This window comes from Streptomyces sp. NPDC056628 (assembly GCF_042792555.1).
Lineage (GTDB): Bacteria > Actinomycetota > Actinomycetes > Streptomycetales > Streptomycetaceae > Streptomyces.
The window spans coordinates 24,034-41,014 of the sequence record NZ_JBHTWG010000039.1; the positions used below are offsets into that span (position 1 = coordinate 24,034).

Genomic DNA, 16,981 nt, shown 5'->3' on the forward strand with positions numbered 1-16,981 from the left:
GGCGGTGTCTAGTCCTGCGCCTTGCCTCCGGTGATGCGGGACAGCGCCAGGGCGACGAGGATGATCGCGCCGTTGAGGGCGCCGATCCACTGGGCGGGGACACCGCCGAGGGTGAGGACGTTCTGGATCAGGAACAGCAGCAGGATGCCGGTGAACGCGCCGAAGACCGTTCCCCTGCCGCCGTTGAGGCTGATGCCGCCGATGACGGCGGCGGCGAACACGGTGAAGATGTAGCCGTTGCCCTGGGCGGAGGCCACCGAGGCCAGGCGTCCCGAGAGCAGCAGGCCGCTCGTCGCGGCGAGGACGCTCGCGGTGACGATGACGATCCACAGCACCCGGTCGGTGCGGATGCCGGCCGCCTTCGCCGCGTCGACGTTGCCGCCGATCGCGTAGAGGGAGCGGCCGAAGCTGGTGAAGCCCAGCACGACGATGCCGAGGGCGAAGAGGATCAGGCAGATCCACACCGAGGCGGGCATGCCCAGCCACTGGGTGGTGCCGAGGTACAGCATCGACTGGGGCAGCTGGAAGAAGGTCTGGCCGCCGGAGATGCCGGTGAGGATGCCGCGCAGCACGATCAGCATGCCGAGCGTCACGATGAAGCCGTTGAGCCCGAACCGGATGATGAACAGCGCGTTCACCACCCCGACGAGGAGACCGACGGTCAGGGTGACGGGGATGGACCAGGCGCCGGGCAGCAGTCCGACGCCGTGTGCCGCGCCTGCCGGGACGGTGAGCCAGGCCGCGACGCCGGGGGCGAGTCCGACGGTGGACTCCAGGGAGAGGTCCATCTTCTTGACGATGAGCACCAGGGTCTGGGCGAGGACCAGCAGGGCGATCTCGGACATGGTCTGCAGCACGTTGATCAGGTTGTCGGGCTGCAGGAACACCGGATTGACCAGTTGGCCGACGATCGCCATGACGATGATCGCGGGGATGAGTGCCAGGTCCCGCAGCCGTGCGAAGGCCAGCCTCCGCCCGCCTGCCCTGCGGGTGGCCGGCTGGTCGCTCGCGGGATCGGGCAGGCCGTCGTCGGGACTCTTCGCGGCGGCCGCAGTCGCGCTCTCAGACATCGAGGTCCACTCCTTCCATTGCGGCCACGAGCTCGTGGTCGTGCCAGCCGCGGGCCTTCTCGGCCACTACTCGGCCCTGGAACATCACCAGGACCCGGTCGCACATGCGCAGGTCGTCGAGTTCGTCGGAGGCGATGAGCACGCCGGTACCGGACTCGGCGATCTCCTCGACCTTTCCGAGGAGGAACTCCTTGGAGCGCACGTCGACGCCGGCGGTCGGATTGATCAGGACCAGCACCTTCGGATCGCTGGCCAGGGCGCGGGCCATGACGACCTTCTGCTGGTTGCCCCCGGAGAGCCCGGAGACGGGCAGCTCCGGCCCCGGCGTCTTGATCGCCAGGTTCTCGATCAGGGAACGGGCGTAGGTGTCCCGGCGGCGTCCGTCGATGAAGCCGCGCGGACCGAGCCGTTCGGGGATGGTGAGGGTGCCGTTGTCCGCGATGGACATCTGCGGCACGTAACCCTGCTGGTGGCGGTCCTGCGGGACGAAGCCGACGCCGGCCTTCAGGGCGGCGGGCACGCTGCCCGGGCGTGGACGCGCCCCGGCGATCCGCACCGTGCCGGTATCGGCGGCCCGCAGTCCGACGACCGTCTCCGCCACGTCGATACGACCGCTGCTCGCCGCGCCGGCGAGACCGACGATCTCCCCGCCGCGCACACGGACGGACACGTCCTCGTAACTCCCGTCGAGCGTCGCATCCTCCACGACGAGCACATCGGGGGACCCGCTGTCCGCCGGGCGGCGGCGGGCCCTGGCGCCCTCGGTGGCGCCCTCGCCGGTCATGGCGGCGACCAGTTCGGCGCGCGGCAGTTCGGCGACCGGGGCGGTCAGGATGTGCCGGGCGTCGCGGAACACCGTCACCGTGTCGCAGATCTCGTAGATCTCCTGGAGGTGATGGCTGATGAACAGGAAGGTCACGCCCTGCCGTTGCAGGTCCCGGATCCGGGCGAACAGCCGGTTGATCGCGGCTCCGTCCAGCTGCGCGGTGGGTTCGTCGAGGATGATGAAGCGGGCCCCGAAGGACAGGGCCCGGGCGATCTCCAGGAACTGGCGCTGCTCGACGTCGAGTTCTCCCGCCGGGGTCCGCACGTCCACGTCGACCGACCAGGTCCGCAGCAGTTCGTGTGCCCTGGCCCGCACCGTCCGCCAGCTGATCAAACCGCCGCGACCGCGGTCGTGCCGGTTGAGGAAGAGGTTCTCGGCGACCGTCAGCTCGGGGATGACGGTGGACTTCTGGTACACGCACGCCACCCGCCGCCGCCAGCCGTCCCGGTCCGCGAGCCGGGGCGCCGGTTCGCCGTTGAAGGTGACCGTGCCCTCGTCCGGTGCGTGCAGTCCGGTGAGGATGGAGACCAGCGTGGACTTGCCCGCGCCGTTGCGCCCGACCAGTGCGTGGGTCTGGCCGGGTGCGATCGTGATCCCGGCGTCGCGCAGCGCCACGGTGGAACCGAACCTCTTCGTTATCGCCGCCGCCTGGGCGACGGGCGCAGCCGTAGACATGTCTGCGAATCGCCTTCCGGTCAGCTGAGGTTGTTGCCCCACAGGGAGCTGTCGTCGCTCTTGAGGCTGGGGACCCCGCCGTAGGTGGCGCCGTCCGCCGTCACCAGGGGCGCGGAGAGCTGGTCCTCCAGAAGGCCCTCGCGGACCTGGATGATGGTGCTGTCGTGGTCGGTCTTGCCGGGCTTGAACGTCTTGCCGTCGATCGCCGCCTTGAGGTACTGGAGGGCGTACTTGGCGTAGAGGTCGGCCGGCTGGGAGACGGTGGCGTCGATCTTGCCCGCGGCGATGTTCTTGAGCTCCTCGGGGATGCCGTCGTTGGAGACCACGAACACGTGCTTCTCGTCCTCGGGGCCGACCAGAAGGCCCTTCTGCTTGAGTACCTGCAGGGTGCCGGAGAGCGCGAAACTGGACTGCATGTAGACGCCCTTGATGTCGGGGTGGGCGGTCAGGTCGGTCTGGAGCTTCTGCGCCGCGACGGCGCCGTCCCAGTTGGTGGCTTCGCCGAAGACCTTGACGGCCGGGTAGTTCTCCTTCATGCAGTCGTTGAACGCCTCCGTGCGGTCACGGCCGTTGACGGAGGCGAGATCGCCCTGGAGCATGACGACCTTGCCCTTGCCGCCCAGCTTGGTCCCCAGGAACCGGCAGGCCTTCTCGCCGTAGGCGCGGTTGTCCGCGCGCACGACCATGTACACGTTGCCGGTGTCGGGGCGGGTGTCCACGGAGACGACCGGGATCTTCTTCGCCTCCAGCTGCGCCAGGGTGGGTGCGATGGCGGCGGTGTCCTGCGGCGCCATCGCGACGCCCTTGACGCCCTGGCTGATGAACGTCTGGACGTCGGCGGTGAGTTTGGCGACGTCGTTCTGCGAGTTGGTGGTCTTCAGGTCGAGTCCGAGTTCCTTGGCGAACTGCGGGGTGTACTTGATGTACGAGTTCCAGAAGTCGGTGTCGGAGCGCGGGTAGTCGACCCCGACCACGGTGGAAGCACCGCCTTGGCCCGAGGCCGACGCGGATCCCGAACCCCCGCAGGCGGTGAGTGCGGGGACGGACAGGGCGGCGAGGGCGCCGAGACAGGCGTACCTGGTGAACCTGAGCTGCATGGCTCGCTCTCCTTGCTGACGGGGTCGCGCGGACGCGCTGCGTACGGGACCGGTCGTGCGGTGTGCGGGCGCCGGTCTCGGGAGGGGAGGGGAAGGAGCGGGGTCAGGTGCGCGGACGGGTCCGCAGGCCCTGCATGCCGCCGTCGACGGGGAGGTCGGTGCCGGTGGTGGAGCCGGACAGGGGGCTTGCGAGGTAGGCGATGGCCGCGGCGACCTCGTCGGCGGAGACGAGACGTCCCATCGGCTGGCGGGCGTTGAGGGCGGCGCGTTCGGCCGCGGGGTCCGCGGCGCGGTCCAGGAGGCGGCCGATCCAGGGAGTGTCGGCGGTGCCGGGGTTGACGCAGTTGACGCGGATCCCGCAGTGCACGAGGTCGGCGGCCGTCGCCCGGGTCAGGGCCAGCACGGCGCCCTTCGTCGCGGAGTACAGCACCCGGTCGGGCAGCCCGGCGGTGGCGGCGATGGAGCAGGTGTTGACGATGGCCGCGCTGTCGGAGCGGCGCAGGTGGGGGAGGGCGGCCCGGGTCACCCGGACCATGCCGACGACGTTGACGTCGAACACCCGGTGCCACTCGTCGTCGGCGTTGTCCTCGATGGTGCCCTGGGCGCCGATGCCGGCGTTGTTGACCAGGATGTCGATGCCGCCGAGGACGCGCGCGGCCTCTGCGACCGCTGTCCGCACACTCGCGTCGTCGGCCACGTCCGCGCGGATCCCGATCAGGGGATCGGGCAGGCCGTCGGGCTCGAGGTCGAGGCAGGCGACACGGGCCCCGCGGGCGGCCAGCAGGCGTGCGGTGGCCAGCCCGATGCCGGAGGCGCCGCCGGTGACGAGGGCTGTCAGTCCCGCGCAGTCGGGAGTGCTCATCCCTCGGCCTCCCCGCTCCACACCGGGCCGTCGGGGTAGCGGTGGTCCGCCAGGGACCGCCGATGGAGTTCGGCGCTGATGCCGGGGGAGGACGGGGCGAGATAGCGGCCGTCGCGGATGCGGACCGGGTCGGTGAAGTGCTCGTGCAGGTGGTCGACGTACTCGATGACACGGTTCTCGGTGGTGCCGCTGACGGCCACGAAGTCGAACATCGCCAGGTGCTGCACCATCTCGCACAGTCCGACCCCGCCGGCGTGCGGGCACACCGGGACGCCGAACTTGGCGGCCAGCAGCAGGATGGCGACGTTCTCGGTGACGCCTGCGGTGCGGCTGGCGTCGAGCTGCAGGACGTCGAGGGCTTGCGCCTGGAGGAGCTGTTTGAACATCACCTGGTTGTGCGTGTGTTCGCCGGTGGCCACCTTGACCGGCGCCACGGCCCGGCGGATGGCGGCGTGGCCGAGGATGTCGTCCGGCGAGGTGGGCTCCTCGATCCAGTACGGGTCGTAGGGGGCGAGCGACGCCGTCCAGTCGATGGCCTGCTGAACTCCCCACGCCTGGTTGGCGTCGACGGCGATCCTGATGTCCGGGCCGACCGCCGCGCGGGCCAGCCGCATGCGGCGTCGGTCTGCCTCGCGGTCGGCGCCGACCTTCAGCTTGATCTGGCCGAATCCGTCGGCGACCGCCTCCTTGGACAGCCGCACCAGCTTCTCGTCGTCGTAGCCGAGCCAGCCGGGGGTCGTGGTGTACGCGGGGTAGCCGTGCTCCAGCAGGTGCGCGGTGCGCTCGGCGCGGCCGGGCGCGGCGCGGCGCAGGATGTCCAGGGCCTCGTCGCGGGTGAGGGCGTCCTGGAGGTAGCGGAAGTCGACCAGGTCGACCAGCTGTTCGGGGGAGAGGTCGGCCAGCAGCCGCCAGACCGGCTTGCCGGTGCGGCGACCGTACAGGTCCCAGACGGCGTTGACGATCGCCGCGGCGGCCATGTGGATGGCCCCCTTCTCCGGGCCGAGCCAGCGCAGTTGGCTGTCGCCGGTCAACCGCCTGGAGAAGGCGCCGAGATCGGCCAGCACCTCCGCCACCGGGAGCCCCGTGATCAGCGGGGCCAGGGCGCGTACGGCGGCGACCTCGACGTCGTTGCCGCGTCCCACGGTGAAGGCGAGGCCGTGTCCCCGGCCGCCGGCGCTCGTGCGGATCGTCACGTACGCCGCCGAGTAGTCGGGTTCGGGGTTCATGGCGTCGGAGCCGTCGAGGTCCCGCGAGGTCGGGAACCGTACGTCCACGGCCTCGACCGCGCTGATGAGCTCACTCATCGGGCCCGGCGTCTTCGGTTCGCAGGGTCCGGTGTCGTGTCGGCTCCATGGCCACCACCCGTCATCGTGTGTCAACGAGATGTCCGCTCTGCTACGGCAGACGCTGGACATGGGATGGATTTATAGAGTCGCCCCACCCTGGTGTCCATACCTTGGAAGGGGGATATGTAAGTGCTCGCTCTCCACCTGCATGTTTGCGGCGAAGGTATGTGGGAGGGCGCCTTCGACTTCCCCGTCTCTTCCCGATTGATGGGATGTATTGCTACGCTGCCGCCGCCTGGGCAACGAGCAGGGAGCAGTCGCATGTCACTGACCGACAAGGCCATCGACCGCATCAGGGACCTCATCCAGTCAGGCGAGCTGCCGCCCGGTGCCAAACTGCCGCCGGAGCAGCAGCTGGCCGTGGAGCTGGGGCTGTCCCGCAACCTGATGCGGGAGGCGGTCAAGGCATTGGTGGTCGCACGCGTGCTGGAGATCCGCCGGGGCGACGGCACATACGTGACCAGCCTGGAACCGGAGCTGCTGCTGAGCAGCATCGGATCGGCGGTGGAACTGCTCCGCGGCGACACCCTGCTGGAGCTGACGGAGGTGCGCCGGCTGTTCGAACCGGTCGCGACCGGACTGGCCGCCACCCGCATCTCGGCCGGGGAACTGGCCGAGGTGGAGCGGCACCTGGACGCGATGCGGGCGGCTCGGGAGGACATCGAGCGGCTCACCGAACACGATGCGGCGTTCCACCGGGCGGTGGTCGCGGCCACCGGCAACGCCACCCTCGCCACCCTGCTGGAGGGGATCTCCAGCCGGACGCTGCGCGCACGCGTCTGGCGCGGTCTGGTCGACGACAACGCCGCCGCCCGCACCGTCGCCGAACACGAGGCGATCTTCCAGGCACTGGTCGCCGGCGACGCCTGCCTGGCGCGGGCCGCCGCACTCCTGCACGTCAGCACCACCGAACAGTGGCTGCGCGAGCACCTGGAGCCGAACAGCGCCGTCCCGGACCTGCCGTGAACACCGGGTGGTTCACGACCCACCCTCGTCCACCACACGTCACCAGCCCCGTGCCCGGCCCCGACAGCCGTGGGCCACGGCCAGGCACGCTCGCTCAGTGAGGAGCACTTCGATGAGGTTTCTGCGCATGGGTCCCGCGGGCTCGGAACGTCCCGCCGTCCTCGACACCGACGGCCTCGCACACGACCTGACCCCGCTGACCGCCGACATCGACGGCGCCTTCCTGGCCGGTGACGGCGCGGAGCGCGCACGCGCCGCGCCGGCCGGGGGAGTCCTACCGCGCATCGACCTAGGTCGTGTCCGCAAAGTCCGGCCTGCCGTCCAGCGTCCGGCACGTTCCCCCGAGCTCTTCGGGCAGGGGGAACCCCCACTCGCCGCACCGGCCGAAAGTCCACGTACCGCCAGTACGCGGGCTTCCGTCCTGCACGCCGAGAGCACGCACCGGACACCGCCCGGCCCGCCCTACGAGCGGACGACGCGCCTTTACGGACACGACCTGGGCGCGCAGCGCACCGGAGCACCCGCGGCCCGCCCAGGCAAGGTCGTGTCCATCGGGCTGAACTACGCCGATGACGCCGAGGAGACCGCCACCCCGCCCCCGGCGGAGCCGGTGATCTCCATGAAGGCGTCCAACACGGTGGTCGGACCCGACGACACCGTCCTCCTGCCGCGCACCAGCACCCGCACGGACTACGAGATCGAACTCGCGGTCGCCATCGGCCGCACCGCCCGCTGCTTGGACTCCCTGGCTGCCGCCTACGACGTCGTCGCGGGCTACGCCATCGCCGCCGACGTCAGCGAGCGCGCCTTCCAGCACGAGCGCGGCGGACAGTGGGACAAGGGGAAGTCGTGCGAGACCTTCAACCCCCTCGGCCCCCGGCTGGTGACTCCCCGGCACGTCGTCGGGCAGGCCTGATGTCCGCCGCGGCGCACCCCTGGTATGCCGAACGGGTTCCCCTCGGCCGCTCCCACGTCACCGTCAGCCGCATCGGGCTGGGCACCGCGCCGCTGGGCGGTCTGTTCTCCACGGTCGGCGGCCGGGACGCCACCGGCACGCTGGAGGCGGCGTGGGCGGCCGGGATCCGCTACTTCGACACGGCCCCGCACTACGGTGCCGGGCTCGCCGAGCAACGGCTCGGCGCGTTCCTGACCGGCCTCGGTCAAGCGCGTGCGGACTGCATCGTGTCCACCAAGATCGGTCGGCTGCTCGTACCGGGAGAATCCGCGCCGGGGGACGAGGACTTCCACGGCGACCCCGACCTGGTCAGGATCCGCGACTACAGTGCCGACGGCGTCTACCGCTCTCTCGCCGAGAGCCTGGAGCGCACCGGCCTCGACGCCTTCGACATCGTGTTCATCCACGACCCGGACGACCACTGGAAGGAGTCACTCACCGGCGCCTACCCGGCACTGGCCCGGCTGCGCGCCGAGGGAGCCGTCCGGGCGATCGGCGTCGGGATGAACCAGGCGGCGATGCTCACCCGCTTCGTCACCGAGACGGACCTCGACTGCGTCCTCGTGGCCGGCCGCTACTCCCTGCTGGACCGCAGCGCGGCCGACGAACTGCTGCCCGCGTGCGCCGAACGCGGGGTGGGCGTCCTGGTCGGCGGGGTCTTCAACAGCGGCATCCTGGCGAACCTCGCACCCGACGCCACCTACGACTACACGCCGGCCTCCGAAGCGGTGCGACGCCACGCCCTCGCCCTCAGCGAGCGCTGCGCCGCCCACGGTGTGGCGCTGGCCGCCGCGGCCCTGCGGTTCCCGCTGCGGCACCCCGCCGTCACCGGCGTCGTCGTCGGGGCGCGCAGCTCCCAGGAGGTCACCGTCAACATCGCACACGCCGGCGCGACGATCCCCGAAGAGCTGTGGGCGGAGCTCGACGCCCTCGAACGCGAACGGGACGGATCATGAGCAGGATCGACGCACACCACCACATCTGGCGGCCGGCCTCGGCCCCCGGCCCCGCCCCGGGCCCCGGCCCGCGGCGCCGCGTGCACACATGGCTCGACGCGCCCGGCATGGCCCCCCTGCGCAGGGACTTCACCATGGCGCACCTGGCGCCGTCGGCCCTGGCGACGGGCATCGACCGTACGGTCCTGGTCCAGGTCCTGCCCGACCTCGACGAGACCGCGGAGTTCCTGTCCCTGGCCGCAGCGGACGACCTGATCGCCGGCGTCGTCGGCTGGGCCGACCTCACCTCGGACGGCCTCCCCGACACCCTGGACACCCTGCGGGCGGCGCCCGGCGGCGACCATCTGGTCGGCCTGCGGCACCTGGTGCAGAGCGAACCGGACCCCGGCTGGCTGAACCGGCCCGACGTACGCCGGGGCCTGCACACGGTCGCACAGGTGAACCTCGCCTACGACCTGCTCGTCCTCCCGCATCAACTGCCCGCCGCCATCAGCACCGTCCGGGAGCTGCCGGAACTCACGTTCGTCCTCGACCATCTGGCCAAGCCGTCCATCGCCACGGGCGCACTCGAGCCCTGGGCCTCGCTGATCCGTGAACTGGCGGCCCAGTCCCACGTGTTCTGCAAATTGTCCGGGATGGTCACGGAGGCCGCCCCCAACGACCGGAGCGTGGCCGCCCTGCGTCCCTATGCCGACATCGTGCTCGACGCCTTCGGCCCGCAGCGGGTGATGTTCGGCTCGGACTGGCCGGTCTGCCTGTCGGCCGCGTCCTACGCGGACGTCGTCGGCACGGCGGAGGCACTGACCGCCGGCCTCACCTCGGCCGAGCGCACTCAGGTCTTCACCACGACGGCGGAACGCGCCTACGGACTGGGCGAGAGCGACCAGCCGCGACGATCCGCGGACGACGGCCCGCTGGGGGTGGCCGGGTGAACGTACGCCTTGCCTACGGACAATCGCGGCTCGACATCGAGGTCGATCCGCGCACGGCCGCGGTCGTCGAACCCGTCCACCATGGGGGGAGCCGCGGACCAGCTGGCCGTGCTGCGCGCGGCGCTGCGCGCCCCGGTCGCCGGACCGCCGCCGCGCGCGCGGGTCCGCCCCGGGCAGACGATGGCCATCTCGGCCTGCGTGGCACCCGCCCGCAGCCCCGCCACCTGATGATCCCAGCCGTCCCGGACGAACTGGAGGGCGTCGTACGCCGGGAGGACGTGGTGATCCTCGTCGCGACCGGCAGGCACCGCGGCAACGAAGAGTCCGAGCTGGGGGGCGATGTTTGGCGACGAGATCGTCGACGGGGTACGGATCGTCAATGCGTAGCCCGGCTGTGTGTCGCCGGCATTCTCCGGACGGCGGTGTTCGCCGCGTCGACGCGCGGCAGCGCAGGAGGCATCGGCACGCGGGCGGCACCGATCGTCGGCCTGCGCGCGCTCAGACCGGCGGCACCGGATGTTCCACGACGACCAGTGCTAAGCGCTGCTGAGGGGGTGCAACTCGTGGCCGCACCGTCAGCCCCGCCGGACCGCCCCGAGCTGGGCACGGTTTAGGTCTGGGGCGGTGAACCGCTGTGCCACCGTGCGCAGTACACGGGCCATCGCCTGGGCGGGCGGGGTGGCGGGGCGTGCCGCGGCGCGTGCGAGGAGGATGCGGCGGGTGGGGGCCGGGACGTCGGAGGCGAACGGCAGGAGGCGTACGTCGCTGCGGCGGCTGGTGAGGGCCAGGCGGGGTGCGAGCGCGATGCCGAGACCGGCGGCCACCATGGCCTGCGCCTCCTGGTAGTCGTGCGAGGAGTAGGCGATGCGCGGCTCGAAGCCGGCCTGGCGGCAGCTTCGGCGCAGGACGTCGGCGACAGGGTGGTGCTGGTGGACCGCTACCACCTGCAGTGCCACCCCGTCCGCGGCCTGATCGTCGACTACCTCACCGAGCGTCAACTCCCCTTGAACGAAGCGTCGTTGGAGGGGCTGTCTGCGCGGCCTTGCCCAGCTGTTCTGGGTCGGCCCTTGAACGCCACCACCCAGGGATCGATTCCTTGCGACTCCCGAAGAACATCGCGACCGCATGGAAAGGGTGCATTCGCACCAAGACGAGCCGCAAGCGGCGGCCGGGCGGCAGCTTCATCGCGATCACCACCGAACTACAGAGCGCCATCTCGATGCTGAACAAGCCCCGATTTCACGCCGGGGGCAGACTTGCAGAGCTTTCTCTGCAGAGACCCCTGTGCAGAGGAATCTCTGCAACTTACCCTGTTGGCATGTCCGACGAAAACGAGCACACACCGCAACCTGCAAGGCCCACCCGGCGCCTCGATGCGCGCAGCCTGCGAGGGCTGGCCCATCCGCTGAGGATGAACATCATCGAGCTGCTCAGCCTGGACGGTCCTGCCACCGCCACCGGCCTCGCCGAACGCCTCGGAGAGAACACCGGCACCATCAGTTGGCACTTGCGCCACCTCGCCGAGCACGGCTTCATCGAGGAGGAGACCAGCCGGGGCACGAAAAGGGAGCGCTGGTGGAGAAGGGCCGGTGTCACGAACGAATTGAACACCGCCGACTTCCGTAGCGATCCCGACACCCGGGGCGCGCTGTCGGTCTTCCTCCACGAACTGGTGCAACAGCATTTCAGTCGGGTCGTGAACTACATCAGCGAGGACTGGGACGACCGTTGGAGGAACGCCGGCACCGTCTCGGACTGGAGTGACCTGCGGATGACCCCGCAGCAGTTGGAGGCGCTCAACGCGGAGCTGATGACTGTCATCGCCCGCCACATCCCAACCCCGGACGCCGAGCACGCCCCGGACGCGCTGCCTGTCGTCGTGCAACTCCAGTCCTTCCCCCGCAAGCAGTGTGGCACCGCATGAGCCAGGGCATACGCGGCGGTCTCCTGCGTCGCCACCGTGATTTCCGCCTGCTGTGGTGCGGCGAGACAGCCGGCAAATTCGGCACGTCCGTCACCGGGGTGGCAATGCCGTTGGTCGCCGTCTCCACCTTGCATGCCAGCACCTTCGAGGTCGGTCTGCTGAGCGCCGCCGCCTGGGCCCCTTGGCTGATCATCGGTCTCCCGGTCGGCGCCTGGGTGGACCGGCTGCGGCGCAGACCGATCATGCTGACCTCCGCCGTGGTCTCCGTCTTACTTTTCGCCAGCATCCCGATCGCCGCATGGTTCGAGTGGTTGAGTATCGGACTACTGCTGGCCGTCGCACTGCTGACAGGCACGGCAGCCGTGTTCTTCCAGACCGCCTACAGCGCCTACCTCCCCAGCATTCTGGAACCCGATGATCAGCCCGAAGGCAACGCCAAACTGCACGGAAGCGCGTCCGCCGCACAGATCGCCGGGCTCGGCGCCGGCGGCCTGATCGCACAGGTGGCGGGCGCCGTGAACGGAATGTTCGCCAACGCCGCGACCTTCCTTGTCTCCCTCCTCTGCCTCGCAGGCATCCGGCACCGCGAGCCACGCGTCACCAGGGCCGCACCTCACCCCACTTCACTGGTCAGTGAAGTCCGCGAAGGGCTGCGCCTGATCGCCGCCGACCCCTGGCTTCGCACGTTCACCCTCTTCGGGGCCACCTCCAACCTGGCTCTTATGGGATACCAGTCAATCCAGGTGGTCTTTCTGGTCCGGAGTGTCGGCCTGACCCCTGGGACGGTCGGCGCACTCGTCGCGGCTACCAGTGCCGGAGGCGTGACCGGGGCGTTCGTCGCGCGCCGGGCCGCTCACCGGATCGGCACGGCCCGCGCGATACTGCTGTTCGAACTGGGATTTTCCATGCTCGCTCTGCTCATGCCGCTGACGGCCGGTGGAGCCGGAATCCTGCTCTTTGTGACGGGCGGCTTCTGCGTCTGTGTGGGCGTGGTGGCCGGCAACATCATCAAGGCGACCTTCCAGCAGCGCTACTGCCCCCCGGATCTCCTGGGCCGCCTCACCGCAAGCACCGCATTCCTCAGCTACGGAACGATCCCTATCGGAGCGTTGCTCGGCGGCGCGCTTGGAACCGCCCTCGGCCTACGCACCGCCATGGCGGTAACGACAGCCGGCGTCCCACTCGCCGCACTGATCCTGTTCTTCTCCCCGATCCGACGATCCCGGGACCTACCGGTATCCCTTCGGCCAGAGGGCAATTCCAAACTCCCACTGGATCCCGATGCCGCGTCGGTCCTACCTCGTCAGTGACCACGACTGCACCTTGCGACCGCATCTCAGAGCGGAGCGCCTCCCATCAGATCTCACGGGAAGCTCGTGCAAAGTGAGAACCCGACCACCGGGGTCTCAACCGTTTAGACACCACCCAGTCCATAACCCGCCTGCATGCAGTTTGTGCATGGAGACGAGCAACCCGCTGCCTGGTGCCTGGCGCGATTCAACACGCTGAACATGACGGAGAAGGCGCGGGTGAGGATCGCATAAGACGCTGCACGTCACGCTCGTGACGCCGGAGCAGGTGATGGAGGTCGGTGTCGACGAGAATGTGGATCAGCAAGCAGCTGGAGAATCCGCACCAGCCGACGGCGAAGACGGCGATGCCGAGCCTGCTGGTGCGCGTGGGGAAGAGACGTCGGAGGCCAGACGATGTCCAGCACGTACGGTGTTCGCGCGGCTGGTTGATGAAGCCTGGGGAAGAGTGGCTGGATGAGCGTGGTGTGGGCGGCGACGTCGCCGGAATCGGGACAGTTCCATCCGATTGAACATCGTTCTGAGGTGAAGGATCTGTCAGATCGTTTCAACGGCCTTCGTTGCTGCGGCCAGGGGTACCTTGAGGTTCGATTGCCGGACAGGGAGTTCCCGGTGCTGATCCTGGCCTTCCGAGATGATCACGCGGTCGTCCATCTGATGAGTGACACTCAGCGGATGTCTCTGCTCGTAGGGGACGGCACCGTCCCCTCGGGTGCCGAGGTCGAAGTCCCCATCATGGACGACCTCGCTGTGTTCACGGGCTACTTCGTCCTGAATATCGACCGGGCGTGGGAGCTGGTGCACGACTTCACGCAGGCTCGGGCGGCCGAACCGCTGGGCGAATGGCATGAGTTGTAGTCAAATGCTCGTGACGCGATCACGGCCGGTGCTGCTTCAGCTGCCGCCAACAGGGGTGCGGCAGCAGGCCAACGAGATGAAGGCGCGTAAAGTTCGGTTCGGTGTTCCCGCCGGACGGCGAAGTGCTTGAACTGGTGGAGCAGGGCGAAGGCCTGCTCCACGGCGTGGCGGAGTTTACCGGGGCTCCTGATATCCGGGGCGCCCTTACGGGAGATGACGGGCGGTGAGCCCTTTCCAACCTCCCCTGTCAGCTGGTCGGTTGGGATCACAGACGGATGAAGCCCCTGGTAGATGGGTTTTCGACCAAGAGAACCGCGTCCACCAGAGGCTTCGTATGCTGTCTACCCGTCCGGCGTCGACGTGTCCAGCTCTGCCTTGAGCTTCCTCGCCGCTCGCCTGAGGGAGCACCGCCGCGCTCTCGGTACCCGATGGCGGCGCCTGAACGCAGGACGGCAGCCCCTGCTCACCGTCGCCCACCTCCACAATGGCCAGCCCTACGCCCATCTCGCGGTCGGATTCGGCACCGCCACCGCCTACCGATACATCACCGAGGCCGTCAACCTCCTGGCCGCCCTCGCCCCCACTCTCACCGAAGCCGTGCGAGCGGCGTCGACGAAGGCGTACGTGATCCTGGACGGGACGCTCCTGCCCATCGACCGAATCGCCGCCGATCGCCCGTTCTGCTCGGCAAACACAAGAAGCACGGCGTGAACGTGCAGGTCATGGCCGATCCGAAGGGGCGTCTGATGTGGGTTTCACCAGCCCCGGCCGGCGCCGTCCACGACGTCCGGGCCGCGCGCGAGCACGGCATCATCGAGGCACTCGCTGAGGCCGGCATCACCTGCTGGGCTGACAAGGGCTACCAGGGGGGGCGGCACGGTCCGTCTCCCTTACCGCGGCCGATGGGACAGCCTCTCCGCCGGCCAGTAGGCCGTCAACCGGTTCCACGCAAAGATCCGCGCACTGGTCGAGCAGGCGATCGCCACCCTCAAGTCCTGGCGCCTCCTCCGCAAACTCCGCTGTTCGACGACCCGGATCACAAGTCTCGTCCAAGCCGTCCTGGTCCTCCAGTTCGCCGTCACGGGCTGAGATCAACCCGCAGCATTCACCAGGTCCGTCAATTCGGCCTCGGTCGTCCCAGCCCGCAGACGAACGTCGAAGGTGTAACCCTCATCGCAGAGCACCAGGTCAAGGGGCATGGGTGTCAGCCTGCGGAAGACGATCGCCAACCAGATCGCGTCTTCCTCCCAGACGTCCATGTACAGGCAGATACCGTCCTCGTGCGGATACGCCTCACCTGGGCCGTTCTCCGTCTCGAACTGCCATACGAGGCTGCGCACTTCACTGCGGTGCATCGAGTCGATCTCGACCTCAGACCACCGGGCACGGATCGCATCCGTCAGCGCATCCCGATCGATACGCCATCCACCCGCATCACCCTCGACCACCGCCAAGAACGTCATAGCCAGGGTCTACCAGACGTCCGTGACACAGCACAGATCGACTGTCCCCTGAAGTTGGAATGGGCTCAGTATCCGGCGTTTTCGCAACCCAGGCCGGTCGGGGTTGGAGTCGTAGTTCTTGTCCCCGAGCAGCGGCTCGGGGCGGCGGTGCGGGCGTCCGGGAGGGCGTGCGAGGGGCGTGATGCCGTCGACCAGAGCTAGGGTCTGAGTGACGTCGTTGACGTTGGCCGCGGTGGTGATGACTTTGAGCGGGGTGCCGCGGCGTCGCAGGTCAGGTGGCGATTGCTGCCCGTCTTCCGCCGGTCGACCGGCGACGGACCGGTCTCGGCGCCCCTTCTGTACGCTCTAAGAAGTCATCTCATTTGGTGAGTCTGCGGTAGCAGATGAGGGTGCAGGCGATGCTGGTGAAGGCGAGGAAGTGCTCGGCCTTGCGTTCGTAGCGGCGGTGGAGCCGGCGGCAGCCGGCGAGCCAGGCCATGGTGCGTTCGATGGTCCAGCGGTGCCGGCCGAGCCGCTGCGAGGTCTCGATGCCCTTGCGGGCGATGCGGTGGGTGATGCCGCGCTGCGACAGCCATTGCCTCAGGTGGCGGTAGTCGTAGCCCTTGTCGGCGTGGAGCTTGCCGGGCCTGCGTCGACGAGGGCCGCGGCGGGACTGGATCGGCGGTATGCCCTTGACCAGGGGGATCAGGGCCTGGCTGTCGTGGACGTTGGCGCCGGAGATTCCGACGGAGATGGGCAGACCGGTCCGCTCGGTGATCAGGTGGATCTTCGACCCGTACTTTCCCCGGTCGACGGGATTCGGACCTGTCAGGTCCCCCTTTTCAGGGCCCGCATGATCATCGAGTCGATCGCGCACCTCGACCAGTCCAGCTCTCCGCGGGCTCCGAGTTCGTCCAGGACCAGGCGGTGGAGCTTGGCCCACACCCGGGCCTTGGTCCACTCGGTGAACCGGCGGTGGGCCGTGGCTCCGGACGGCCCGAACGACGCGGCGGGCAGCTGCTGCCACGTGCAGCCGGAGGTGGCCACGAATACGATCGCGGTCAGCACCTCGCGGTCGCCGTGCCGGCGCCGGCCGCCGCCCTGCGGCCGCGAGGGCGCCTCCGGCACCACCCGCTGGAACAGCTCCCACAGCTCATCCGGCACCAGCCGCTCAACAATCCCCACGCCTTGCTCCGCCTACGACTTGCTGGAACACACGGTCTCAGTCCAGATCGCCTGGAGGTCACGGCAGACAATGGTGAGTGTGCCGTCCCAGCAGGCGATCTCGTGACTGCAGCCGTCCCTGTACGGCAGGATCTCGTCGAGAATCACAGCCCCGAGGTCCGTTCCTCGGTCCTCGTCGGCGGGATCGATGATGAAGCTGGACACCCCTGCGTAGCGGATCAGCAGGTCTTGGTCATGCTTCCAGCAGTTGTGCTGGAGCTCGACCTCCATCTCCTCACCGCCGGCGCCCCGGACGGCCCGGAGCGTCAGGTCCTTCACGCATCGCCTGCTGCGGAAGTCGTAGTGATCCGAAGCAGTGGCGAAGGACCGTGCACCCGGCGGCAGATCGCCACAGATCGAGGGCAGCTGCTCCAGGTAGCGGGAGGGGTCCAACACCCCTGACAGGTCGCCGACCTGCGCATCGAGATTGACGTACTCCATCAGTCTGGCCCCCTCATGGCTTCCTACTGGCCGACGAATCGTCGCACAGAATCGCCAAATGAGATGACGTCTAAATGGCAATAGCCACGGCCAATTG

The 16,981-nt window shown here is 69.1% G+C and carries 18 protein-coding genes and 2 pseudogenes; 10 read left to right on the top strand and 10 right to left on the bottom strand.

The genetic code is table 11. The annotated features are described in order from the left end of the window. Window positions 1–8: 8 nt before the first annotated feature. The 5 genes from ACFRAC_RS31255 to ACFRAC_RS31275 all read right to left on the bottom strand — a co-directional run bounded on the left by ACFRAC_RS31255 (window position 9) and on the right by ACFRAC_RS31275 (window position 5,834). The gene (locus ACFRAC_RS31255; RefSeq protein ID WP_382935734.1) at window positions 9–1,070 is read right to left on the bottom strand and encodes an ABC transporter permease; all 1,062 of its coding nucleotides are present in this window, start codon (window positions 1,068–1,070) and stop codon (window positions 9–11) included. After that, window positions 1,063–2,571, bottom strand: a complete 1,509-nt coding sequence (locus ACFRAC_RS31260; RefSeq protein ID WP_382935737.1) for a sugar ABC transporter ATP-binding protein — start codon at window positions 2,569–2,571, stop codon at window positions 1,063–1,065. Before ACFRAC_RS31260 ends, ACFRAC_RS31255 begins: the two co-directional genes overlap by 8 nt. A gap of 20 nt (window positions 2,572–2,591) precedes the next feature. Beyond that, a complete protein-coding gene (locus tag ACFRAC_RS31265; RefSeq protein ID WP_382935739.1) occupies window positions 2,592–3,668 on the bottom strand; it encodes a sugar ABC transporter substrate-binding protein in 1,077 nt (358 codons plus the stop codon). Window positions 3,669–3,771: 103 nt separating this feature from the next. Beyond that, on the bottom strand, window positions 3,772–4,530 hold the full coding sequence (locus ACFRAC_RS31270; RefSeq protein WP_382935742.1) for an SDR family NAD(P)-dependent oxidoreductase: 759 nt from the start codon (window positions 4,528–4,530) through the stop codon (window positions 3,772–3,774). Further along, window positions 4,527–5,834 (bottom strand): enolase C-terminal domain-like protein, encoded by a 1,308-nt coding sequence (locus ACFRAC_RS31275; protein WP_382935744.1) that lies wholly within the window; start codon window positions 5,832–5,834, stop codon window positions 4,527–4,529. The genes ACFRAC_RS31270 and ACFRAC_RS31275 overlap by 4 nt, the downstream gene beginning before the upstream one ends. A gap of 303 nt (window positions 5,835–6,137) precedes the next feature. On the opposite strand from ACFRAC_RS31275, the gene ACFRAC_RS31280 reads away from it, so the two are divergent. From ACFRAC_RS31280 to ACFRAC_RS31305, 6 genes and pseudogenes are all read left to right on the top strand, one after another. After that, on the top strand, window positions 6,138–6,842 hold the full coding sequence (locus ACFRAC_RS31280; RefSeq protein ID WP_382935747.1) for a FadR/GntR family transcriptional regulator: 705 nt from the start codon (window positions 6,138–6,140) through the stop codon (window positions 6,840–6,842). A gap of 112 nt (window positions 6,843–6,954) precedes the next feature. Beyond that, window positions 6,955–7,743 (top strand): annotated as a pseudogene (locus tag ACFRAC_RS31285) (fumarylacetoacetate hydrolase family protein); the annotation flags it as partial. A gap of 14 nt (window positions 7,744–7,757) precedes the next feature. Beyond that, window positions 7,758–8,753 carry an aldo/keto reductase gene (locus ACFRAC_RS31290; RefSeq protein ID WP_382935749.1) on the top strand — a complete coding sequence of 332 codons (996 nt, stop codon included), beginning with the start codon at window positions 7,758–7,760 and terminating at the stop codon, window positions 8,751–8,753. Continuing rightward, entirely contained in the window at window positions 8,750–9,685 is a 936-nt protein-coding gene (locus tag ACFRAC_RS31295; RefSeq protein ID WP_382935751.1) for an amidohydrolase family protein, read from the top strand. The genes ACFRAC_RS31290 and ACFRAC_RS31295 overlap by 4 nt, the downstream gene beginning before the upstream one ends. 81 nt (window positions 9,686–9,766) lie before the next feature. Continuing rightward, window positions 9,767–9,913 carry a hypothetical protein gene (locus ACFRAC_RS31300; RefSeq protein ID WP_382935754.1) on the top strand — a complete coding sequence of 49 codons (147 nt, stop codon included), beginning with the start codon at window positions 9,767–9,769 and terminating at the stop codon, window positions 9,911–9,913. After that, window positions 9,913–10,299: a hypothetical protein gene (locus ACFRAC_RS31305; protein ID WP_382935756.1), complete on the top strand. Its 387-nt coding sequence runs from the start codon at window positions 9,913–9,915 to the stop codon at window positions 10,297–10,299. The genes ACFRAC_RS31300 and ACFRAC_RS31305 overlap by 1 nt, the downstream gene beginning before the upstream one ends. Here the strand turns inward: ACFRAC_RS31305 and ACFRAC_RS31310 are convergent. After that, window positions 10,261–10,812, bottom strand: coding sequence for a LysR substrate-binding domain-containing protein (locus ACFRAC_RS31310; RefSeq protein WP_382935759.1), 552 nt, complete (start codon window positions 10,810–10,812; stop codon window positions 10,261–10,263). The two genes, ACFRAC_RS31305 and ACFRAC_RS31310, sit on opposite strands and share 39 nt — an antisense overlap. Before the next feature lie 191 nt (window positions 10,813–11,003). Between ACFRAC_RS31310 and ACFRAC_RS31315 the strand changes: the two genes are divergently transcribed. From ACFRAC_RS31315 to ACFRAC_RS31330, 4 genes and pseudogenes are all read left to right on the top strand, one after another. Further along, entirely contained in the window at window positions 11,004–11,609 is a 606-nt protein-coding gene (locus ACFRAC_RS31315; protein WP_382935762.1) for an ArsR/SmtB family transcription factor, read from the top strand. Then, the gene (locus ACFRAC_RS31320) at window positions 11,606–12,919 is read left to right on the top strand and encodes an MFS transporter (protein ID WP_382935765.1); all 1,314 of its coding nucleotides are present in this window, start codon (window positions 11,606–11,608) and stop codon (window positions 12,917–12,919) included. Before ACFRAC_RS31315 ends, ACFRAC_RS31320 begins: the two co-directional genes overlap by 4 nt. Before the next feature lie 456 nt (window positions 12,920–13,375). After that, window positions 13,376–13,777, top strand: coding sequence for a hypothetical protein (locus ACFRAC_RS31325; RefSeq protein WP_382935767.1), 402 nt, complete (start codon window positions 13,376–13,378; stop codon window positions 13,775–13,777). A 291-nt stretch (window positions 13,778–14,068) separates the two neighbouring features. After that, window positions 14,069–14,866: pseudogene (locus tag ACFRAC_RS31330) on the top strand (transposase family protein). A gap of 2 nt (window positions 14,867–14,868) precedes the next feature. Here the strand turns inward: ACFRAC_RS31330 and ACFRAC_RS31335 are convergent. The 4 genes from ACFRAC_RS31335 to ACFRAC_RS31350 form a co-directional block, all read right to left on the bottom strand. Beyond that, the gene (locus tag ACFRAC_RS31335; RefSeq protein WP_382935769.1) at window positions 14,869–15,240 is read right to left on the bottom strand and encodes a hypothetical protein; all 372 of its coding nucleotides are present in this window, start codon (window positions 15,238–15,240) and stop codon (window positions 14,869–14,871) included. A 9-nt stretch (window positions 15,241–15,249) separates the two neighbouring features. Further along, window positions 15,250–15,510, bottom strand: a complete 261-nt coding sequence (locus ACFRAC_RS31340) for a transposase (protein ID WP_382935829.1) — start codon at window positions 15,508–15,510, stop codon at window positions 15,250–15,252. 88 nt (window positions 15,511–15,598) lie between these two features. Continuing rightward, window positions 15,599–16,398 (bottom strand): IS5 family transposase gene (locus tag ACFRAC_RS31345; RefSeq protein ID WP_382935832.1). Its coding sequence is split into 2 segments (ribosomal slippage): window positions 15,599–16,050 and window positions 16,050–16,398, totalling 801 coding nucleotides; the frame shifts between segments, so codons are not numbered across the junction. An 18-nt stretch (window positions 16,399–16,416) separates the two neighbouring features. Further along, the gene (locus tag ACFRAC_RS31350) at window positions 16,417–16,884 is read right to left on the bottom strand and encodes a hypothetical protein (protein WP_382935772.1); all 468 of its coding nucleotides are present in this window, start codon (window positions 16,882–16,884) and stop codon (window positions 16,417–16,419) included. Window positions 16,885–16,981 lie beyond the last annotated feature (97 nt).

Coding starts and splice junctions, on each gene's coding strand:
- ACFRAC_RS31350 (WP_382935772.1), bottom strand. CDS start 16,884: ATGGAGTACGTCAATCTCGATGCGCAGGTCGGCGACCTGTCAGGGGTG.
- ACFRAC_RS31325 (WP_382935767.1), top strand. CDS start 13,376: ATGAGCGTGGTGTGGGCGGCGACGTCGCCGGAATCGGGACAGTTCCAT.
- ACFRAC_RS31310 (WP_382935759.1), bottom strand. CDS start 10,812: ATGCGGTCGCGATGTTCTTCGGGAGTCGCAAGGAATCGATCCCTGGGT.
- ACFRAC_RS31335 (WP_382935769.1), bottom strand. CDS start 15,240: ATGACGTTCTTGGCGGTGGTCGAGGGTGATGCGGGTGGATGGCGTATC.
- ACFRAC_RS31295 (WP_382935751.1), top strand. CDS start 8,750: ATGAGCAGGATCGACGCACACCACCACATCTGGCGGCCGGCCTCGGCC.
- ACFRAC_RS31255 (WP_382935734.1), bottom strand. CDS start 1,070: ATGTCTGAGAGCGCGACTGCGGCCGCCGCGAAGAGTCCCGACGACGGC.
- ACFRAC_RS31300 (WP_382935754.1), top strand. CDS start 9,767: ATGGGGGGAGCCGCGGACCAGCTGGCCGTGCTGCGCGCGGCGCTGCGC.
- ACFRAC_RS31275 (WP_382935744.1), bottom strand. CDS start 5,834: ATGAGTGAGCTCATCAGCGCGGTCGAGGCCGTGGACGTACGGTTCCCG.
- ACFRAC_RS31270 (WP_382935742.1), bottom strand. CDS start 4,530: ATGAGCACTCCCGACTGCGCGGGACTGACAGCCCTCGTCACCGGCGGC.
- ACFRAC_RS31315 (WP_382935762.1), top strand. CDS start 11,004: ATGTCCGACGAAAACGAGCACACACCGCAACCTGCAAGGCCCACCCGG.
- ACFRAC_RS31320 (WP_382935765.1), top strand. CDS start 11,606: ATGAGCCAGGGCATACGCGGCGGTCTCCTGCGTCGCCACCGTGATTTC.
- ACFRAC_RS31260 (WP_382935737.1), bottom strand. CDS start 2,571: ATGTCTACGGCTGCGCCCGTCGCCCAGGCGGCGGCGATAACGAAGAGG.
- ACFRAC_RS31280 (WP_382935747.1), top strand. CDS start 6,138: ATGTCACTGACCGACAAGGCCATCGACCGCATCAGGGACCTCATCCAG.
- ACFRAC_RS31305 (WP_382935756.1), top strand. CDS start 9,913: ATGATCCCAGCCGTCCCGGACGAACTGGAGGGCGTCGTACGCCGGGAG.
- ACFRAC_RS31265 (WP_382935739.1), bottom strand. CDS start 3,668: ATGCAGCTCAGGTTCACCAGGTACGCCTGTCTCGGCGCCCTCGCCGCC.
- ACFRAC_RS31290 (WP_382935749.1), top strand. CDS start 7,758: ATGTCCGCCGCGGCGCACCCCTGGTATGCCGAACGGGTTCCCCTCGGC.